Origin of the sequence: Pseudoalteromonas sp. AS71 (assembly GCF_038900275.1) — a bacterium.
Taxonomy (GTDB): domain Bacteria; phylum Pseudomonadota; class Gammaproteobacteria; order Enterobacterales; family Alteromonadaceae; genus Pseudoalteromonas.
Genome location: NZ_JBBMQZ010000017.1, coordinates 35467 through 53916 on the forward strand (window position 1 = coordinate 35467; position 18450 = coordinate 53916).

An 18450-nucleotide genomic window follows, 5' to 3' on the forward strand; every position below is an offset into this window, starting at 1 on the left:
AAAAGAGCAGCTATACAGCTGCTCTTTTAGAAGGTACTAATCTTTAGGCGTTAAGCCCAAATGGGTCGTCAATACTATGGCTAGGCTCAGTAAACCAATGAGGGCCGTTGTCGGTCATGTAAAAATGATCTTCTAGGCGCACGCCAAATTCATTGGGTATAACTAACATTGGCTCGTTACTAAAGCACATGCCTGGGGCAAGTTGGGTTTTATCACCGCCAACTAAGTATGGCCATTCGTGAATGTCTAGCCCAATACCGTGGCCCGTTCGATGCGGGCAACCCGGTGTTTGGTACTGCGGGCCTAACCCTTGCGCCGCTAAATAAGTACGTGCGCCCTCATCTACGTTTTCGCAGGTAGCGCCAATTTTAGCTGCATTAAACGCCGCCATTTGCGCTGCTTTTTCATGATCCCAAAACATGCGTTGGCGCATTGTTGGTTCACCAAATACATAGGTACGGGTTATATCCGATAGGTAATCGTGTACTTTACAGCCGGTATCAATTAATACCATATCGCCTTTTTTAAGTACTTGGGCGTCTTTGACACCGTGCGGGAAAGACGTTGCAACACCAAATAAAACAATACAAAAATAGTTACCCGGTGCACCTACTTTTTGGTGTGCTTGCTTGATAAAGGCTTCTACTTCGGTGGTGGTTATTCCCTCATAAAGCATGCTTGCTGTGGCTTGATGTACCGCTAAGGTCATGTCCATCGCGCGCTGCATTAAGCTAAGCTCATGAACTGACTTATGCATACGACAATGCGCCGTTACAGGTTGGGCGTTTATGAGGGTTAAACCCGTTTGCGCTTTATTAATGCCGTCGAATATAAAAAACTGTGCGCTTTCATCAATGCCAATGGTTGCGTTTTCATTAATGTTTAACTTTTTTAGTACTTCAACAAAAAGTGCATAAGGATTTTCGTGCTCTTGCCACCCATGAATAGGTCCCTCTATTACTTTAAACCCGTTTAGTGAACCAATTTCGAAATAAGGCGCAATGTATTGTACTTCACCAAGGGCGGGTAATATCGCGCCAACCATGCGCTCGCTCGCGTACCATTTCATACCTGTAAAGTAGGTTAGGTTGGTGCCAGCGTTTAAATAAATTGCATCTATGTTGTTAGCTAGCATATACGCTTGCGCCTTGGCTATGCGCTCTAAATGTTCGTCAGCTGCAATAGGGGTTAGCGTGTGCGTCATATTGCTTAAGCTTGCCAACGCTTGCTCGCTAGATTGTGTACCAATACCGATGGTAGTCATGTTTTTCTCCTTGGATTTTTAACTAGTGTGATTAATACCAAGGTAAAATTCAATGTTATGCGATAAGAGGCTAGTAGTTTATAGCCTCTTAAAAGGTCATATTATTTTTTAGCGTAAGGTAAACGCGTGAGTTTATTACTTGTGTGGTAGCTATCAAGCCCAGTTACTGCCACTGTTTCTATTGCTTGTAAATCTAGGAAACCGTCGCTTTGCAGCGCGGCTTTATCAACAAAAACATCCATAATTTCGCCAATAACGAGCTCAGTTCCATTGATGGCTAAATGTTGGTTTTCTACAAATTTAACCGAGTACTTTAAGCGGCTTTCTTTTACAAAAGGGGCTGCAAAGTCGTTTAAGTATTCAGGCGTTAAGCCTGTAGCATCAAACTCAGATTCGTCTTTATCGTAACGGGCTGAGGTTTGATGAGCTTGTTTATAAATCGACTTATTCACTTGATTAATGGTGTAAGTGCCCGTTTGTAAAATATTTTCAAACGTATGACGCGGCACACTATGAGGACGCATTATCATTGCGACTAACGGTGGGTTAGCCCCAAGGTGAATAACGGAGCTGACAATCGACAAGTTAGTATTGCCAAGTAAGTCTTGTGTACCAATTAAGTTAGCGCTTTTAAAACCCGAAAGAGAGTTGATTAAGTGAGTACGGGTATGTTTTTCAAGTGCGTCTATTCGCGCTTTAGTAAAATGCATTAAAAATCCTTACCACGGTATGGTTGAACCTTGCCAGTCTAAATAAGCAGGTTCACCGTTTAGTTTTAAATCAGGGTTGTTGTTTGTTAATTCAAAAAGTTGCCCAGCTACAAATTCAGGCGTAAATAACTTACCTGCAGGTACGTTTTTTTGAAAAGGCTTTGAGAGTTCGGTATCGGTAGTGCCTGGATGAAACAAAATGAGTTTGGTGTTTTTAGCACGACGAGCAAGTTCAATAGCCGCCGTTTTAAATAGCATGTTAAGCGCCGCTTTAGATGCGCGATAAGTATACCAGCCACCTAATTCATTGTCGTTTATGCTACCTACGCGCGCACTTAATGCTGTAATAGTACACTGCGTTTTGTGGGTTAATAGAGGCAATATGCTCTGTAAACAAAGTAACGGCGTGAGTGTATTAGAATTTAGTAACTCGTTAAAATAATCAGCGTTTAAATCTTCTAACTTTTTTTCGGGCATGTGCTGAGTGTTATGAAGTTTACCATTGAATATTATAACTTGATGTAACTCAGCTTGAGTGTCTTTTAAGTGCTGGGTAAAAATAGCCAAGCTTTGAGCGCTGTAGTCGGTGCTAAAGTGTTCAGTGTTTGTAGGGGCGCTGCTGCATTCACTTGAGCTGACACACAGAACTTTAAATTGTGATGCATGGTTATCTAAGTGCTCAACATACGCTTTTGCAATCGCACTACTAGCGCCAAATAAAACAATGGTTTTCATTTGCTACCCTTATTTTTTAAACTGCATTGCCCATTAGAACACGTTGTGTTTGGCATTAAAATTTTACTAAGGGAATGTCTGTATTTTGCAAATAACACATATCCACAGTCAGCGAAAAAGCGAATAATTGGCAAGCGAAAAATTTTCAACCAGCCGTGTTTACCCACTATTTTCCATGCCTCGTACGTTACATCAAGCCCGTAAATCATTTCACCTGATTGCTTTTGGGCTTGCAGGTAGTTCATTGCTTTGTCTTTATCAATATACGGGTAGCGTTCACTAAAGTCGCTCGCGTTAAGATCTTCAAGCGTAATTAGATTTTTAGAGTCTGCGTGTTTTAGTTGCTGCATTTCGGTGCTGCAAAGAGGGCAGTTTCCATCGTAAAAAATGATCATGTAATCGCTTTGTGATTATTTTATATATACTTTTTTACGACAAGACATTGCAAATGGATCTATTAAATTTCTCTTCATGATGATATTAATAGTGTCCTACGAAACAAAGGAGAATGAGAAATGAGTGAACAATATGCCGCCTTGCGAGGTAATGTAAATTTACTTGGGCAATTACTAGGACAAACTATTAAGGATGCTCAAGGCCAAGCTATTTTAGATAAAGTAGAAGAAATTCGGGCTTTATCTAAATCATCTCGCAGTGGTAATGAAGACGACAGACAAGCGCTAATAGACGTTTTACATGCGCTTAGTGATGAAGAGCTTTTGCCGGTTGCCCGTTCATTTAATCATTTTTTAAACCTTGCTAATGTAGCAGAGCAATTTCATACCGTTTCGCGTTTTAATGACGTTGGCCTTGGTCAACAAAACCCTCTCACTCAAACATTAAAAACGTTAGCTACAAAAGCAGAACAAGGCCAGCTAGACAGTAATCATTTGGCCGAAACACTCTCAAAACTCCACATAAATTTAGTATTGACCGCTCACCCAACCGAGGTTACGCGCCGTACTATTATTAACAAACACGTTGAACTAAGTGACTGCCTTGCATCATTAGAGCGAAAAGATAACTTAGTGCAAGAGCGTGACAATATTTTAAATCGTATTGAACAGCTGATTAGCCAAGCGTGGCATACCGACGATATTCGTCGCTCTCGTCCAACACCTGTTGATGAAGCTAAATGGGGCTATGCCGTAATAGAAAATAGCCTTTGGCATGCGGTACCGCGTTTTTTACGTGAATTTTCAGCCAATGTTAAAGACCAACTCAGTTTAGAGTTACCGATAGATTACTGCCCAATTGAGTTTACATCGTGGATGGGTGGAGACCGTGATGGTAATCCATTTGTAACATCGCAGGTAACAAAAGAGGTGCTCGATCATGGTCGTTGGATGGCACTTAACTTATACATTCAAGATTTAAAAACGTTGTGCGCTGAATTATCTATGTCAGATGCCAGTGATGAGCTTATTGAGCTTGCAGGGCAAGAGTTTGAACCATACAGAGCGGTAATCAAAAAGCTTAAAAATCAAGTTGCTGAAACAGTGGCGCACTTAGGTGCTAAAATTAAAAATAAGCGCAGCGATTCACAAGACTTAATTACTGATATTAATCAGCTTAAACACCCGGTTGAAGTGTGCTATCGATCGTTATTAAAGTGTAATATGAAAGTAGTTGCGGATGGCTTATTACTTGATTTACTGCATCGTATAAATAGCTTTGGTTTGCGTTTAGCTAAACTTGATGTGCGCCAAGATTCGTCTCGCCACGGCGATGTGTTTTCTGAGCTAACGCGTTACTTAGGTTTAGGCGACTATAACCAATGGCAAGAGCAAGACAAACAAGCATTTTTACTTGCAGAGCTTAACTCGCGCAGACCGCTAATTCCAAAACATTGGCAACCAAGTCCTGATGTACAAGAAGTACTTGATACCTTTGATGTGATTGCCAAGCAAGACGAAGCTACATTTGGTTTGTATATTATTTCGATGGCGCGCACAGCGTCAGATATTTTAGCGGTACAACTATTGCTAAAAGAAAGCGGCTGCAGCTTTGATTTACCAGTAGCACCGCTTTTTGAAACACTTGACGATTTAAACGCAGGCAGTGATGTAATTACCACATTGCTTGATAATGTTTGGTATCGCGGGCACATTAAAAACACCCAAAACGTAATGATTGGTTACTCTGATTCAGCTAAAGATGCCGGCATGATGGCAGCAGGTTGGGCGCAGTACGAAGCAATGGATAAACTAGTACAACTTGCTGATGCACGTGGTATTGAGCTTGTTTTATTCCACGGACGTGGTGGTACAGTAGGTCGTGGTGGTGCACCCGCTGCACAAGCGCTGCATTCACAACCGCCAGGCTCTTTAAAAGGTGGTTTACGTGTAACCGAGCAAGGCGAGATGATTCGCTTTAAATTTGGTTTACCCGATGTAGCACTGCAAAGCTTAAATATTTACGCAGGCGCAGTTCTACAAAGTAACTTACTACCGCCACCGGAGCCAAAGCCAGAATGGCGCGAAGTAATGAAGCTAATAAGTGAGGAGTCGTGTGAGCACTACCGTAATGTAGTTCGCCATGATGAAAACTTTGTACCTTACTTTAGAATGGCAACACCTGAGCTTGAACTGTCTAAGCTACCGCTTGGCTCTCGCCCTGCAAAACGTAATCCTAATGGCGGTGTTGAAAGCCTGCGTGCTATTCCATGGATTTTTGCTTGGAGCCAAAACCGTTTAATGCTTCCAGCATGGTTAGGTGCGTTAACTGGCTTAAAAGCTGCGCTTAATAAATACGGCGCAGAAACTCTAAACGAAATGAGCTTACAGTGGCCGTTCTTTAGATCTCGCCTAGAAATGCTAGAAATGGTATTTAGTAAAGCCGATTGTTGGTTGAGTGAGCATTATGATAATGCGCTGGTGGAAGATATGTACAAACCACTGGGTGTAACACTTCGTAAAGAGCTTCAAGAAGCCATTAGCTTAGTGCAATCACTTAGCCCACAAAAAAGCTTATTAGCCGAACAGCCTTGGATTAAAGAGTCGATTAGTTTACGTAACCCGTACACCGATCCACTTAACTTATTGCAAGTTGAGCTTTTACGCCGTGCTCGCTCACAGGAAAAACACAGCGAAGGTGACATTGATAATGCATTAATGATCACAATGACAGGTATTGCAGCTGGTATGCGTAATACCGGCTAATATTTTGTTAGGTATACCAATTAAAATTAAAGGGAGCACGCGATGTGCTCCCTTTTTTTGCGTTGAATAGGCTGGTATTTCGCATCCTAAACTTTTAAACTACTTAGCCATTGAATAATTAAAAAATGTTATGGCTTCAGCAACTTTTACTGTACAGCAAGATACAGCACTTACAAATTCGCACATCACATTAAGCGTAGCGCAAACAGCGTCATTACGTAGTCAATTAAAATCACAGCGCGGCATATTAAATTCTAATAATATTAAACAGTTATGTGCACAGCTAAATGTGTCTGATGATGCATTATTACAAGGTTTAGTGCCTTTAGCTTCGGAGTATGCGGTTGCGCCGATATCAGATTTTCATGTAGGTGCAATAGTTAAAGCACTTGATGAAAACGATGAGGTAAACTTTTACTTTGGTGCAAATGTAGAGTTTGATCATCAAGCGTTGAGTTTAGTGGTTCATGCAGAGCAATCGGCTATAAATAACGCCTGGTTAAACGGTGCTAAAAAAATAGTTAAAATAGCGATTAGCGATGCACCGTGTGGGTATTGTCGCCAGTTTATGAACGAACTCGCTGATGCTAAAGAGTTTGATATTTTATTGCCAGAGCAACACTTTAAATTAGCAGAGTTATTGCCTCATTCGTTCGGGCCGACTGATTTAGGCAATGCGTTTAGCTTGTTCAATCCAGAGCCTCACCAGCAAGTATTCGTAAATGCTCAACTAGATGAGAAGCTAGCAAGTACAGCATTAAAAGCATACGTACCCTATAGTAAAAACTTTAGTGCAGTAAAAATTAGTACATTTGAAAATGGTGATTTTTACGGAAGTTACGCAGAAAACGCAGCGTACAGCCCAAGCTTGTCGCCACTGCAAAGTGCACTTAGTCAATTATTTATCGCAGGGCTTAGCTTTAACGAAAGTACGGTAAAATCAATTACACTTTTAGAAACCGCAGGCCATGAAAACCAAGCGGGTGTAGCACGTGCTGTACTTGCAAGTTTTAACAACCTGCCGGCAATAGAAGTAATTAGTGCACAGCTAAAATAACCTTTCAAAAACAATAAAGCACAGCCAGAGCTGTGCTTTATTAAAATGTGCCATTCTATCGAATTAAATAACTCACTAACTGCGTTAAAAATTATTCATATAAGACAACTATACTTCATAATTTTTGCCTTGTTACTGAGCCATTTTCTTATCGTTATAATAGCCCATTAATTAATAGAACTTATATTAATCAAGCAATACTTTAGCCGCTTCTAATACAACCGCCACAGATTTACGTTCAATTTCACCATGGTCAACATTTGGTATTTCTTGGCGAGTACGATTAACAAGTACGCCTGCTACACAGGCAGCTTGTAAACCAAGGGCAGCACACATAGTAAATAACGTAGCTGATTCCATTTCGTAGTTCATCACGCCCAGTTTTTGCCATTCTTCGCAGCTACCTTGTAGTGATTTAGGAACGTAACCAGAATGCGTATCGTAACGCTCTTGTCCTGGGTAAAATGTATCGCTTGATGCAGTAATACCAATATGGAAATCGATATTTAAGTTTTTACATGCTTGTACCATAGCTTGTGTTGCATAAAAGTCTGACACCGCAGGGTAGCTAAGCGGAGCAAAATGCTGGCTTGCACCGTCTAAACGTACAGACGCTTGGCTAATTAAAATTTCGCCTTCGTTAATATGTGGCTGAATCGCACCTGTTGTACCAATACGTAAAAACTTACGCACGCCAAGTTGTGCTAATTCTTCTACTGCAATCGACGTAGATGGGCCACCAATACCCGTAGAACAAACAACCACAGAATGGCCGTTTAATTGACCTAAGTAAACATGAAACTCGCGAGTTTGAGCAAGGCAGGTTGGGTTGTCTAGGAATTGTGAAATACGTGCAGCACGATCTGGGTCACCCGGTACAATCGCAAGTTTTGCACCTTTAAGATCGTCAATACATAGTCCTAAGTGAAATACCTTTTCCATAACTAAGCCTTTTATAATAATTTGTTGTCAATCTAGCATCATTGCTAGAAACGTTTATCAAGTACAGGACGATTGTCCGTTTTACCTTAACTTCTCCAATTAAGTCTTAATAATTTTAAGGATTAATTTGATTTATTCATCAACTATGAATATTCAATCAAGTGCTTATATACGTAGGCTTATTGTGCTGTTGACATGTTCAAGCAGACATAATAAGTATCACACAAGCGCGTAACTACAATTAAATAGTTCATGGTAAATATTCATTAATATTAAATAAATTCAATGTCTTAGGTTTTTGTTAAGCACGTAAAAGCTAACGTGTTTATTTATATTAGGCACAGAGTTATTTAGCAAAGTGGGATTTATTTGAAGTTTAGGCACTTTTGGTGATTTTGCATAACTAATCAAAAGTAATTAGCTACGTACAGAATAAAAATCGAAGGAGTTTATTATGAGCACACAATTTGAAGCATTTAAAAACAAAGTTGAGCACTGTTTGTGCGCACCGGGTGATGGCGTATATACAGTAAATACTGCAAAAGAGCGTAAAGCTGCGCTGCGTAATAAGCTATACGGGCAAACTGAAAACGTTGATAACTTATGGCGTGAGTCTTTAGATGAATTACCAAATTCTCCACATAAAGCGGTTATGTTAGGTATTAGCTCAGACTGTGGCGGTGGTATTTTACGCGGTGCAAACTGGGGGCCACTGTTTGTGCGCTCAGCATTAATTGACCAGCAACCGCAGTGTCATTCGTTTGATTTAGGTGATGTACGTGTAATCCCTCATTTACTTCATGATAAATACCTAAATGATGCAACCATTTCTAATTGCCAAAAAGCCCTATACGGTAATGAAGATAATGACTATTACGTTAGTCCGTTATCAATCACAGAGGATGTATGCGACAGTTTTTACGCAACGTTTAAAGATAAAGGGATATTTGGTATTGGTGGCGATCACTCAATTAGTTACCCACTCACCAAAGCGTACTTAAAAGCGAAACGTGAGCAAGGTAGGCGTACTGCTATTATTCATTTTGACGCGCATACCGATTTACTTGTTGAGCGCTTAGGTATTGATTTATGTTTTGGCTCGTGGTGTACACATATATTAGAGTTTTTACCGGCGCCGCATCATTTAATACAATTTGGTATACGCTCAAGTGGCAAGCCTAAAGCGCACTGGGAAAGTACCTTTGGCGTTAAGCAACATTGGGCACATGAAATCATTGAGCGTGGCGCAGCAGCGGTTGCTGCCGACGCTATCGCACAGCTAAAAGCCGATAACGTTGATGAAGTATACGTAAGCTTTGATATTGATGCGCTTGATGCAGAGTTTGCATCTGCCACCGGTACGCCAGAGCATAATGGTTTAACGCCTCAGCATGCGCTTGATATTTTATCAGCCATTGCGGATGAGTTCCCGATTACGGGTGCTGATATGATGGAAATAGCGCCATTTACCGACAGCTCTTTAGTTGGACAATCAAGCTCGGAAACAACGCTTAGAGAAGGCGCTAAAATTTCAGCATTCTTAATTAGTGCAATGAACAAGTAAGCTGTAGAAGCTATAAAGACTAGTACTATCAGCTTATAAATGTGCATTACACTACTAAAAACTAGCAGTTCATAAAGCCTCAGCTATATTTATTAAATACTTATAATGAGTTAGTTGAGGCCTTGCTGAATGAAATTATTGATCTTTTTGTTGTTCATTAGCTGTATAAAAGTTGATGCAACTGAAATCACAATAGTAACGGAAGTATTTCCGGACTTTCAGTATCTCAATGAAGATAATAAACTCGTTGGTCGTTCTGTTGATAAAGTTCATAAAGCGCTAGAAGGTACAGGTATAAATTACACTATGTTTGCCCATAGTTGGGCCATATCCTACAACGCGGCGCTACGCGATAAAAACACCTGTATATTTTCGATTGTTCGATTACCTAATAGAGAAAGTAAGTTTAAGTGGGTAGGGGAACTTGAAAGCTTTGACTCAGCGATTTATGCTCTTAAGTCTAGAAGTATAAAGTTAAATACTCTCAATGATGCTAAAAAATATAAAATAGCGGTACTGCGTGATAATTTTAGTCATCACTATTTGCTTGAGCGAGGATTTAGCGAAAGCAGAAACTTGTTACTCATCGATAGCCTAGATAAAATAGACAAACTTATCAGTACCCGTCACAATATTCTTGATTTTGTTGTCCTTAATAAAAAGCAATTTAACTACCGAGTTAAAACAGAAACTAAGCTAGAACTACTTGAGCCTGTACTTAGTCTAAATACAGCTCAGTCTCCATTATTTTTTGCTTGTAATATAAATATGGATCCTGCCTTAATTACTCAATTAAAAGTCGCCTTCAGCAAATTTTCAGTACTTTAAATCTCCTTTTTTACCTCTCAACCAATTGAAAATTAATGGTTTAAATATATTTAGTAAATTTAAATTGCTGCGTTTAAAAAACAGATTATAATCCAGCTGCTTTTTGTTTAAAAAAGCCTAACTTTTGGAGCATTAAATGGGTGATTTAATCGGGATTAGCTTATTGATCTTGATCAGTGCGTTGTTTGCTATGTCAGAAATAGCAATTGCAGCGTCGCGTAAAATAAAACTGCGAGTAATGGCAGATGAAGGGAATATAAAGGCAGCAGCGGTACTAAAGCTACAAGAAAATCCAGGGGCTTTTTTTGCCATGATCCAAATAGCGCTCAATGCGATAGCTATATTGGGTGGTATTGTGGGTGAGCAGGCTTTATCGCCTTATGTTGAAAGTGTGTTGGTATTATTTTACCAAGGTGCGCATTTAGAAAAAATTAGCTTTTTATTCTCGTTTTTTACTATTACATCTTTGTTTATATTGTTCGCCGATTTAATGCCAAAGCGGTTAGCGATGATCATGCCAGAAGCGGTCGCTGTTAGAGTGGTTACAATAATGCGCTGGGTTACCTTTGCATTAACTCCACTGGTGATGTTTTTTAATGGCGTCACTAACTTTGTGCTGCGTTTGTTTAAAGTGCCCGCTGAGCGAGAAGACAATGTAACAACAGAAGACATTGTTGCCATGATGGAAGCAGGTGCTGCTTATGGTAGTTTGCAAAAGCAAGAGTATGAACTCATTGGCAATGTGTTTGACCTAGAAGCGCGATTTTTATCAAGCGTTATGACTCCACGCGACCAAATTGTCTATTTTGATTTAAATGAATCTAGCCATGATATTGCGACTAAAATTATTGACCATCCTCATAATCATTTTTTAGTGGTGTCAGGAAATTTAGATAAGTTGCATGGCTCTGTTGAATCTAAAGATATTTTACGACAAGTACTAAAAGGCGAAGCCGCCAATATAAACGATGATCTGATTGATAAAGATGTTTTTTACTTACCCGAAACATTAAGTTTATCTGAAGCTTTAAACGCGTTTAAAAGTGCAGCGAAGCCGTTTGCTGTTGTAGTAAACGAATATGCACTTTCGGTGGGTATTGTTACCGTTAAAGACTTAATGAAAGGGTTTATGGGTGATTTAATCACTCACCAAGGCGACGAACTAATCATAGAACGCGATAAAAATTCATGGCTTGTAGATGGTTTAACCCCAATTACCGATTTAGCAAAAGTACTTGATATAGAAGAATTTCCTGACCAGATGCACTATGAAACGGTCGCTGGCTTTTTAATTTATAATATGAAGCGTATACCTAAACGTGCGGAACATTTTACTTTTTCAGGCTTTAAGTTTGAAGTAGTTGACGTAGAAGGGATTAGGGTAGAGCAGTTGTTAGTTTCAAGGGTTATTAACCCACAGAGCGCTAATACCCTTTAAAAAACTAGATAGGACACTAGTCCTTTATATAAATAGCCAGGCTGTATTTGCTTGGCTTTTTTCTGCCTATTAAAAACTTAGTTTCTAAAATGAGATATTATTTCAAGATGTTAAGTTGTTTTATTTTCATACAGTCTTGATTCTATTTTCATCTAATTAACATTAAATGCAACCTAAGACGTATATTGTACTGGGGAGTGTAAGTTTGTGTAAATTTCTCCTAATTAAGATTCATTATCAGCGCATTTTAATTTAGAATGATCGTTCACTCTAAACTAAAAGGTATTTAACATGCAGCGTTCCCGCATCGCTTTATTTGTATTGTCAGCCCTCGTCGGTTCTGTTGCTTTAACTGGTTGTGACCAAGCAACTGAGCAATCACAAGCTTCAGCTCCTAAAGCTGTACCAGTGGGTGTACTTACAGTAAAAAGCCAAGCGCTTACTCTCAAAAAAGAACTTCCTGGTCGTATCAGCGCATTTCAAATTGCTGAAATTCGCCCACAAGTAAGTGGTATTGTTCAATCTCGTTTATTTGTAGAAGGTAAAGAGGTTAAACAAGGCCAGGCTCTGTATCAAATAGATCCTGCGACATTTGAAGCCGACTTAGCAGCAAGTGAAGCAAGCGTAGCACGTGCAGAGGCAAGCATTGCTAGCTCTAAATCAAAAGCATCGCGTTATAGTGAATTATTAAAAATCAAAGCCGTGAGCCAACAAGATTTTGACGAAGCCGATGCTGCTTACAAGCAAGCAAACGCTGAATTATTAACAGCTAAAGCACAATTAAAGTCAGCGCAAATTAACCTTAATTACAGCCATGTGTCGTCACCAATTAGTGGTCAAATTAGTAAATCAAGCGTAACTGTAGGTGCACTAGTGAGTGCTAACCAAAGTACTGCACTTGCTACTGTGACTCAGTTAGATCCAATTTATATCGATTTAACACAATCAAGTAATGAGCTTACCCAACTTAAAAAAGCAATATCATCAGGTGCACTAACGGTTGACTCAACGAGTCAAACTGATGTTGAACTTATTATGGAAGATGGCTCTGTTTATCCTCATAAAGGTACGTTGCAGTTCTCTGAAGTGACGGTTGATCCAAGTACTGGCTCAGTAACGTTACGTGCTAAATTTTCGAACCCAGAAAAATTATTACTACCAGGCATGTATGCCCGTGCCTCTATAGTAGAAGGTGTTAAGGCGGGTGCTATTTTAGTTCCGCAACGTGGCGTTAGCCGTAATTCAAAAGGCGAACCAACAGCAATGGTTGTGAGCAAAGACAATACAGTTGAAAGCCGCGTATTAAAGGTAGACCGCACAATAGGTTCTGACTGGCTTGTTACCGATGGCCTAAGTGATGGCGACAAGTTAATAGTTGAAGGTTTACAAAAAATCCGCCCTGGTGCACCAGTGAATCCATCTGAAATTCAATCGTCTGCTAAAGCCGATCAAGCGCAATAACGGAGAGTTTTAATGTCACGATTTTTTATCGATAGACCGATATTTGCTTGGGTACTCGCTATTGTAGTGATGCTTGCAGGTATTTTGGCGATTAGGAGTTTACCTATTTCGCAGTATCCTTCAATTGCACCACCTGCAGTGAGTATTACTGCAACGTACCCTGGTGCATCTGCACGTACACTTGAAGATACGGTAACGCAAGTTATTGAGCAAAAAATGAAAGGCCTTGATGGCTTGCTTTATATGTCATCTACGTCTGAGTCGAGTGGCTCTGCTACGCTTACACTTTCGTTTAGTGCTGAAACAGACCCTGATATTGCTCAGGTTCAAGTGCAAAATAAACTAGCAACAGCGACTCCACTTTTACCAGAGCCCGTACAAAGGCAGGGTGTTGTAGTTGCAAAATCAGCGCGTAACTTTTTAATGGTTTATGCTTTTGTGTCTAAAGATGGCAGCATGACCAATATTGATATTGGTGATTACGTTTCATCAAATGTGCAAGATATTGTATCGCGCGTAGAAGGCGTAGGTGAAGTGCAGCTGTTTGGTTCTCAGTACGCGATGCGTATTTGGTTAGACCCTGCAAAGTTACAAAACTATAAGCTTACACCCGCTGATATTAGTGCATCAATTAGTGCGCAAAATGCACAAGTATCTGCAGGCCAACTCGGTGGTATGCCAGCCGTTGATGGTCAGCAACTTAATGCAACAGTAACGGCGCAAAGTCGATTACAAACGCCAGAGCAATTTGAACAAATATTAGTTAAAACCAATCCAGATGGCTCCTTTGTACGTCTAGAGGACGTTGCTAGAGTAGAGCTTGGCGGCGAAAGCTACCGCGTTGTTGCTCGTTACGATGGACAACCGGCATCAGGCTTAGGTATTAAATTAGCCAGTGGCGCTAATGCACTTGATACAGCTGAAGGCGTTAAAAAAGCAATTGAAGAGCTAAAACCGTTTTTTCCTGAAGGGTTAGATGCGGTTGTACCTTACGACACAACACCATTTGTATCGTTATCTATTGAAAAGGTTATTCACACCTTAATTGAAGCGGTTGTACTTGTTTTTGTAGTTATGTATTTGTTCCTACAAAACTTTAGGGCAACACTTATTCCAACCATTGCGGTACCTGTGGTTTTACTTGGTACGTTTGGTATTTTATATACCTTTGGCTATTCAATAAATACGCTAACAATGTTTGCGATGGTACTTGCGATAGGCTTATTGGTAGATGACGCAATCGTTGTTGTAGAAAACGTAGAGCGCTTAATGACCGAGGAAAAACTCTCCGCGCTCGAAGCTACGCGTAAATCTATGGATGAAATTAAAGGTGCACTGGTAGGCATTGCCATGGTGCTTTCTGCGGTATTTATCCCAATGGCATTCTTTAGTGGCTCTACCGGTATTATTTATCGTCAGTTCTCTATTACACTGGTATCGGCGATGGGTCTTTCGGTATTGGTTGCACTTATTTTGACACCAGCACTGTGTGCTACGTTATTAAAACCAAGTCATGTTCACGACGATAGCTCGTTTATTGGCAAGTTTTTCTCTGGATTTAACCGAGGCTTTGATAAAACGAATCGCGGGGCACAAGGCTTTGTAAGCCGTATGATCAATCACTCTAAGCGTTACTTACTTATATACGCTGTGATAGTGGGTGGTATGGTTTATGTGTTTTCGCACTTACCAACAGCATTCTTACCAGACGAAGACCAAGGTATTTTGTTTAACCAAGTTTCATTGCCAGCAGGTTCTACAACACAACAAACTTTAGAAGTTGTTAAAAAAATGGAGAACCATTACCTAAATGAGCAATCTGAGGCTGTTAACGGTATTTTTACTGTAACAGGGTTTAGTTTTGCAGGTTCAGGTCAAAATGCTGCAATTGGTTTTGTTAACCTCAAACATTGGGATGAACGTCAGCGTGATGAGTTATCTGTCCAAGGTGTGGCTGGTAAAGCAATGGGATACTTCTCAACGATAAAAGAGGCGTTTGTGTTTGCGTTTCCGCCGCCTGCAATTGTTGAGCTTGGTACTGCAAATGGTTTTAATATATTTTTACAAGACCGTGTAGGCTTAGGTCACGACGCACTGTTAGCTGCACGAAATCAGTTGTTAGGTTTAGCAAGCCAAAGTCCAATTTTAGCGGGCGTACGTCCAAATGGACAAGAAGATATGCCAGAACTACAACTTGATACAGATTTGGCAAAAGCTGAAGCGCTTGGTGTTTCACAAGGTGATATAAACAGTACGCTTGCCACTGCGTGGGGTAGTAGTTATGTGAATGACTTTATTGACCGTGGTCGAGTTAAAAAAGTGTATATGCAAGGTGATGCACAATCGCGCATGGTGCCAGAGGATCTAAATAAGTGGTATGTGCGCAATGATAGTGGCGATATGGTGCCATTTTCAGCGTTCGCTAGCGCTTATTGGACATACGGCTCGCCACGCTTAGAGCGTTACAATGGTTTTTCTGCAATGGAAATTCAAGGTAGTGCAGCACCAGGTTACAGTACCGGCCAAGCAATGGATGAAATGGAACGCTTAGTAAAACAATTACCTAATGGTATTTCGTCTGAATGGACCGGAATTTCATTCCAAGAGCGCTCTAGTAGTGGTCAAGCTCCATTACTATATGGGTTGTCATTATTATTTGTATTTTTATGTTTAGCCGCACTTTATGAAAGTTGGTCGGTACCGTTTGCGGTAATGATGATTGTGCCATTGGGTATATTTGGTGCAATTATGGCGGCACTTGGCGGTGGCTTATCTAACGATATTTACTTACAGGTGGGCTTGTTGACCACCATAGGTTTAGCGTCTAAAAATGCGATATTAATTGTAGAGTTTGCTATTCATAAAATGGATGAAGGGCTGGGATTAGTTGATGCAGCAGTTGCTGCTGTTCGTTTACGTTTACGACCAATACTCATGACTTCAATGGCATTTATTTGTGGTGTAATTCCACTGGCGATTGCCTCAAGTGCGGGATCTGGCGCCCAAAATGCGCTAGGTATTTCGATTATTGGTGGCACACTTGCATCATCAATATTAGTTGTTGTGTTTGTACCGTTATTCTTTGTGTTAGTTCGCCGTGTATTCCCAGGCAAAACTAACGAGACAACGAAGGAGAGTGCAGAATGAGCATTAAAACATTCAGCCTAAGTGCCATTGCTTTATTTGTACTAAGTGGTTGCCAACTTGCACCAGAGCAAAAAGACCTTGCTCTACCAGTATCTGATGCTTATGCATCAGGTACTGAGCAAAGCGCTGCGCAGCAATTAAATTGGCAGCTTTTTTTTAATGACGAAAAATTACAAACGTTAATTACGCAAAGCCTTGAGCATAATAAAGATATGCAAATTGCAGTGCTTAATGTGCAGCGCGTTCGTGGTTTGTATCAAATCGAAGATTCTGCTTTGTATCCGTCACTTGATTTAAATGCTTCTGGTACGCGCCAGCGTTTACCGGCTGATTTGTCGGGTACTGGCGATGAAGCTATTAGCTCGCAGTACAGTGCAACAGTAGGTATTACCTCTTACGAGTTAGATATTTGGGGCAAAGTGCGCAACCAATCAGCGCAAGCACTCCAAAATTTATACTCTACAGAGCTTAGTCAATACAGTACGCAGGTGTCTTTAATTTCTGAGCTTGCAAATGCGTGGCTTAGTTACGCGACGGACTTACAACTGCTAGAGCTGGCAAAAGAAACGCTCACCTCTCAGCAAGAGTCATTATCGCTTACGCAAAAAAGCTTTGATTTGGGGGCTACGTCTTCAATTACCCTTGAGCAGCTTAAAAGCACAGTAGCTACAGCAAAAGTAGATATAGCAACATATAAGCGTTTGTTAAAGCGTGATAAAAGTGCCCTAGATTTATTAGTAGGGAAATCTGTTTCAGCCGATTTGCTGCCTAACAAAGACCTAACTAATTTGATCAGCATGCCAGAAGTGCCAGTTGGTTTACCGTCTGATCTGCTATCGCAACGCCCTGATATTAAAGCCGCTGAGCATTTAATGCTTGCTGCAAATGCCAATATTGGCATTGCACGTGCGGCGTTTTATCCAAGCATTAGCTTAACGGCCAATGCCGGCACTGCTTCAAGTGACTTAAGTGGCTTATTTGATTCAGGCTCAGGGACATGGAGTTTTGTGCCGACAATTAGCTTACCTATTTTTAATATGGGACGTAACCAAGCAAATCTTGATGTGGCAAAAGCCGATCAAGCAATTGCGGTGGCAACGTACCAGCAAAAAATTCAAAATGCGTTTCGCGAAGTTGCCGATGCACTTGCTGATAGAGAAGGTTACCAAGAGCAATTAAGTGCGCTTGATATGCTTATAAGTAGCCGACAAATCACGTTTGATTTATCAAAAATGCGTTACGAAAAAGGCGCAGATAGCTACTTGCAAGTACTTGATGCTCAGCGTACGTGGTACGGCGCGCAGCAACAGTTAATTTCAGGTCAGCAAGCATATCTTGCAAGCCAAATTAATTTGTACAAAGCGCTTGGTGGCGGATGGAACGTAACCAGTGAAACAGCTCAGGATGAGAAATAATATTTGCGGCTTTTAAAGCCGCATTACATATTTATATAGCGAGACTATTTATAGCTCTTGCTTTACTGAGTTTATGACTTGGTAGTGGAGTTGAACATGAAGCCTAAAGCAAAAAGGCAAACAGATCCCGCTATAGCGCAAGCTAGGCGCGAACAAATACTAACAGCTGCTGCAGAGTGTTTTCGCCGAAAAGGTTACCACGGTGCAGGCATGGCTGAAATATCTAAAACGGCAGGGATGAGTGCAGGCCATATTTATAATTACTTTGAAAGTAAAGAAGCAATTATAGAAAGCATTATTGAAAAAGACATGGAAGAAATGTTTTCTATCTTCCAACAGTTTGAAGATCACCCTGGTGATGTTTTAGCAGCTCTTTTAGATGGCTTAAACATTGGTGTGCAAAGGCACATGGACACAGGGGCATGTGTAGTTGACTTAGATATGATGGCTGAAGCAGGTCGAAATGTTAAAGTAGCTTCATTGCTACGTGATATGGATACTCAAGCACGCGGGCGCATGAGACAGCTTTTAACAAGCGAGCGAAGTGCGCTCAAAGACATTGATGAGCTTGAACTTGAAAGCCGAATTAATGTTATTTTTTCGATGATGGCAGGGTTATTACTTAGAAAGTTACTCTACCCTGAGCTAACCGAAAAAACAGTGTTAATAGCGCTTCGCCCTGCGATGAAAACATTACTAATGCCATTTGATAAAGCATAGTAAAGCGC

General features: G+C 40.5%; 14 protein-coding genes. 9 read left to right on the top strand and 5 right to left on the bottom strand.

The window, feature by feature from the left end; all coding sequences use genetic code 11:
- Positions 1-43 precede the first annotated feature (43 nt).
- The 4 genes from WNY98_RS13635 to WNY98_RS13650 form a co-directional block, all read right to left on the bottom strand.
- On the bottom strand, positions 44-1264 hold the full coding sequence (locus WNY98_RS13635) for a Xaa-Pro peptidase family protein (RefSeq protein ID WP_342878145.1): 1221 nt from the start codon (positions 1262-1264) through the stop codon (positions 44-46).
- A 101-nt stretch (positions 1265-1365) separates the two neighbouring features.
- Complete coding sequence (locus WNY98_RS13640; protein WP_024605704.1) at positions 1366-1974, bottom strand: flavin reductase; 609 nt, start codon at positions 1972-1974, stop codon at positions 1366-1368.
- A gap of 9 nt (positions 1975-1983) precedes the next feature.
- On the bottom strand, positions 1984-2709 hold the full coding sequence (locus WNY98_RS13645) for an SDR family oxidoreductase (RefSeq protein ID WP_342878146.1): 726 nt from the start codon (positions 2707-2709) through the stop codon (positions 1984-1986).
- Complete coding sequence (locus WNY98_RS13650; RefSeq protein WP_342878147.1) at positions 2706-3104, bottom strand: DUF393 domain-containing protein; 399 nt, start codon at positions 3102-3104, stop codon at positions 2706-2708. Before WNY98_RS13650 ends, WNY98_RS13645 begins: the two co-directional genes overlap by 4 nt.
- A gap of 120 nt (positions 3105-3224) precedes the next feature.
- Between WNY98_RS13650 and ppc the strand changes: the two genes are divergently transcribed.
- Positions 3225-5870 carry a phosphoenolpyruvate carboxylase gene (gene ppc, locus WNY98_RS13655; RefSeq protein WP_342878148.1) on the top strand — a complete coding sequence of 882 codons (2646 nt, stop codon included), beginning with the start codon at positions 3225-3227 and terminating at the stop codon, positions 5868-5870.
- A 130-nt stretch (positions 5871-6000) separates the two neighbouring features.
- A complete protein-coding gene (gene cdd, locus WNY98_RS13660) occupies positions 6001-6927 on the top strand; it encodes a cytidine deaminase (protein WP_342878149.1) in 927 nt (308 codons plus the stop codon).
- Positions 6928-7113: 186 nt separating this feature from the next.
- Here cdd and udp read toward each other — a convergent pair whose 3' ends face one another.
- The gene (gene udp, locus WNY98_RS13665) at positions 7114-7869 is read right to left on the bottom strand and encodes a uridine phosphorylase (RefSeq protein WP_007582384.1); all 756 of its coding nucleotides are present in this window, start codon (positions 7867-7869) and stop codon (positions 7114-7116) included.
- Positions 7870-8323: 454 nt separating this feature from the next.
- Between udp and WNY98_RS13670 the strand changes: the two genes are divergently transcribed.
- The 7 genes from WNY98_RS13670 (at position 8324) to WNY98_RS13700 (ending at position 18442) form a co-directional block, all read left to right on the top strand.
- Positions 8324-9433 carry an arginase family protein gene (locus WNY98_RS13670; protein WP_076925676.1) on the top strand — a complete coding sequence of 370 codons (1110 nt, stop codon included), beginning with the start codon at positions 8324-8326 and terminating at the stop codon, positions 9431-9433.
- Between the two features lie 129 nt (positions 9434-9562).
- Positions 9563-10261 (top strand): amino acid ABC transporter substrate-binding protein, encoded by a 699-nt coding sequence (locus WNY98_RS13675; protein WP_342878150.1) that lies wholly within the window; start codon positions 9563-9565, stop codon positions 10259-10261.
- Between the two features lie 136 nt (positions 10262-10397).
- Entirely contained in the window at positions 10398-11699 is a 1302-nt protein-coding gene (locus tag WNY98_RS13680) for a hemolysin family protein (protein WP_342878151.1), read from the top strand.
- Positions 11700-11990: 291 nt separating this feature from the next.
- The gene (locus tag WNY98_RS13685) at positions 11991-13160 is read left to right on the top strand and encodes an efflux RND transporter periplasmic adaptor subunit (RefSeq protein ID WP_342878152.1); all 1170 of its coding nucleotides are present in this window, start codon (positions 11991-11993) and stop codon (positions 13158-13160) included.
- A gap of 12 nt (positions 13161-13172) precedes the next feature.
- Complete coding sequence (locus WNY98_RS13690; RefSeq protein WP_342878153.1) at positions 13173-16307, top strand: efflux RND transporter permease subunit; 3135 nt, start codon at positions 13173-13175, stop codon at positions 16305-16307.
- The gene (locus WNY98_RS13695) at positions 16304-17722 is read left to right on the top strand and encodes an efflux transporter outer membrane subunit (RefSeq protein ID WP_342878154.1); all 1419 of its coding nucleotides are present in this window, start codon (positions 16304-16306) and stop codon (positions 17720-17722) included. The genes WNY98_RS13690 and WNY98_RS13695 overlap by 4 nt, the downstream gene beginning before the upstream one ends.
- A gap of 96 nt (positions 17723-17818) precedes the next feature.
- On the top strand, positions 17819-18442 hold the full coding sequence (locus tag WNY98_RS13700; RefSeq protein ID WP_024600516.1) for a TetR/AcrR family transcriptional regulator: 624 nt from the start codon (positions 17819-17821) through the stop codon (positions 18440-18442).
- The last annotated feature ends 8 nt before the right edge of the window (positions 18443-18450 follow it).

What these genes read in the sequence shown, in the direction of transcription:
- WNY98_RS13640 (WP_024605704.1), bottom strand. Translation starts at nt 1,974, where the DNA reads ATGCATTTTACTAAAGCGCGAATAGACGCACTTGAAAAACATACCCGT.
- WNY98_RS13680 (WP_342878151.1), top strand. Translation starts at nt 10,398, where the DNA reads ATGGGTGATTTAATCGGGATTAGCTTATTGATCTTGATCAGTGCGTTG.
- WNY98_RS13675 (WP_342878150.1), top strand. Translation starts at nt 9,563, where the DNA reads ATGAAATTATTGATCTTTTTGTTGTTCATTAGCTGTATAAAAGTTGAT.
- WNY98_RS13690 (WP_342878153.1), top strand. Translation starts at nt 13,173, where the DNA reads ATGTCACGATTTTTTATCGATAGACCGATATTTGCTTGGGTACTCGCT.
- udp (WP_007582384.1), bottom strand. Translation starts at nt 7,869, where the DNA reads ATGGAAAAGGTATTTCACTTAGGACTATGTATTGACGATCTTAAAGGT.
- WNY98_RS13645 (WP_342878146.1), bottom strand. Translation starts at nt 2,709, where the DNA reads ATGAAAACCATTGTTTTATTTGGCGCTAGTAGTGCGATTGCAAAAGCG.
- WNY98_RS13685 (WP_342878152.1), top strand. Translation starts at nt 11,991, where the DNA reads ATGCAGCGTTCCCGCATCGCTTTATTTGTATTGTCAGCCCTCGTCGGT.
- WNY98_RS13650 (WP_342878147.1), bottom strand. Translation starts at nt 3,104, where the DNA reads ATGATCATTTTTTACGATGGAAACTGCCCTCTTTGCAGCACCGAAATG.
- WNY98_RS13635 (WP_342878145.1), bottom strand. Translation starts at nt 1,264, where the DNA reads ATGACTACCATCGGTATTGGTACACAATCTAGCGAGCAAGCGTTGGCA.
- WNY98_RS13670 (WP_076925676.1), top strand. Translation starts at nt 8,324, where the DNA reads ATGAGCACACAATTTGAAGCATTTAAAAACAAAGTTGAGCACTGTTTG.
- cdd (WP_342878149.1), top strand. Translation starts at nt 6,001, where the DNA reads ATGGCTTCAGCAACTTTTACTGTACAGCAAGATACAGCACTTACAAAT.
- WNY98_RS13695 (WP_342878154.1), top strand. Translation starts at nt 16,304, where the DNA reads ATGAGCATTAAAACATTCAGCCTAAGTGCCATTGCTTTATTTGTACTA.
- WNY98_RS13700 (WP_024600516.1), top strand. Translation starts at nt 17,819, where the DNA reads ATGAAGCCTAAAGCAAAAAGGCAAACAGATCCCGCTATAGCGCAAGCT.
- ppc (WP_342878148.1), top strand. Translation starts at nt 3,225, where the DNA reads ATGAGTGAACAATATGCCGCCTTGCGAGGTAATGTAAATTTACTTGGG.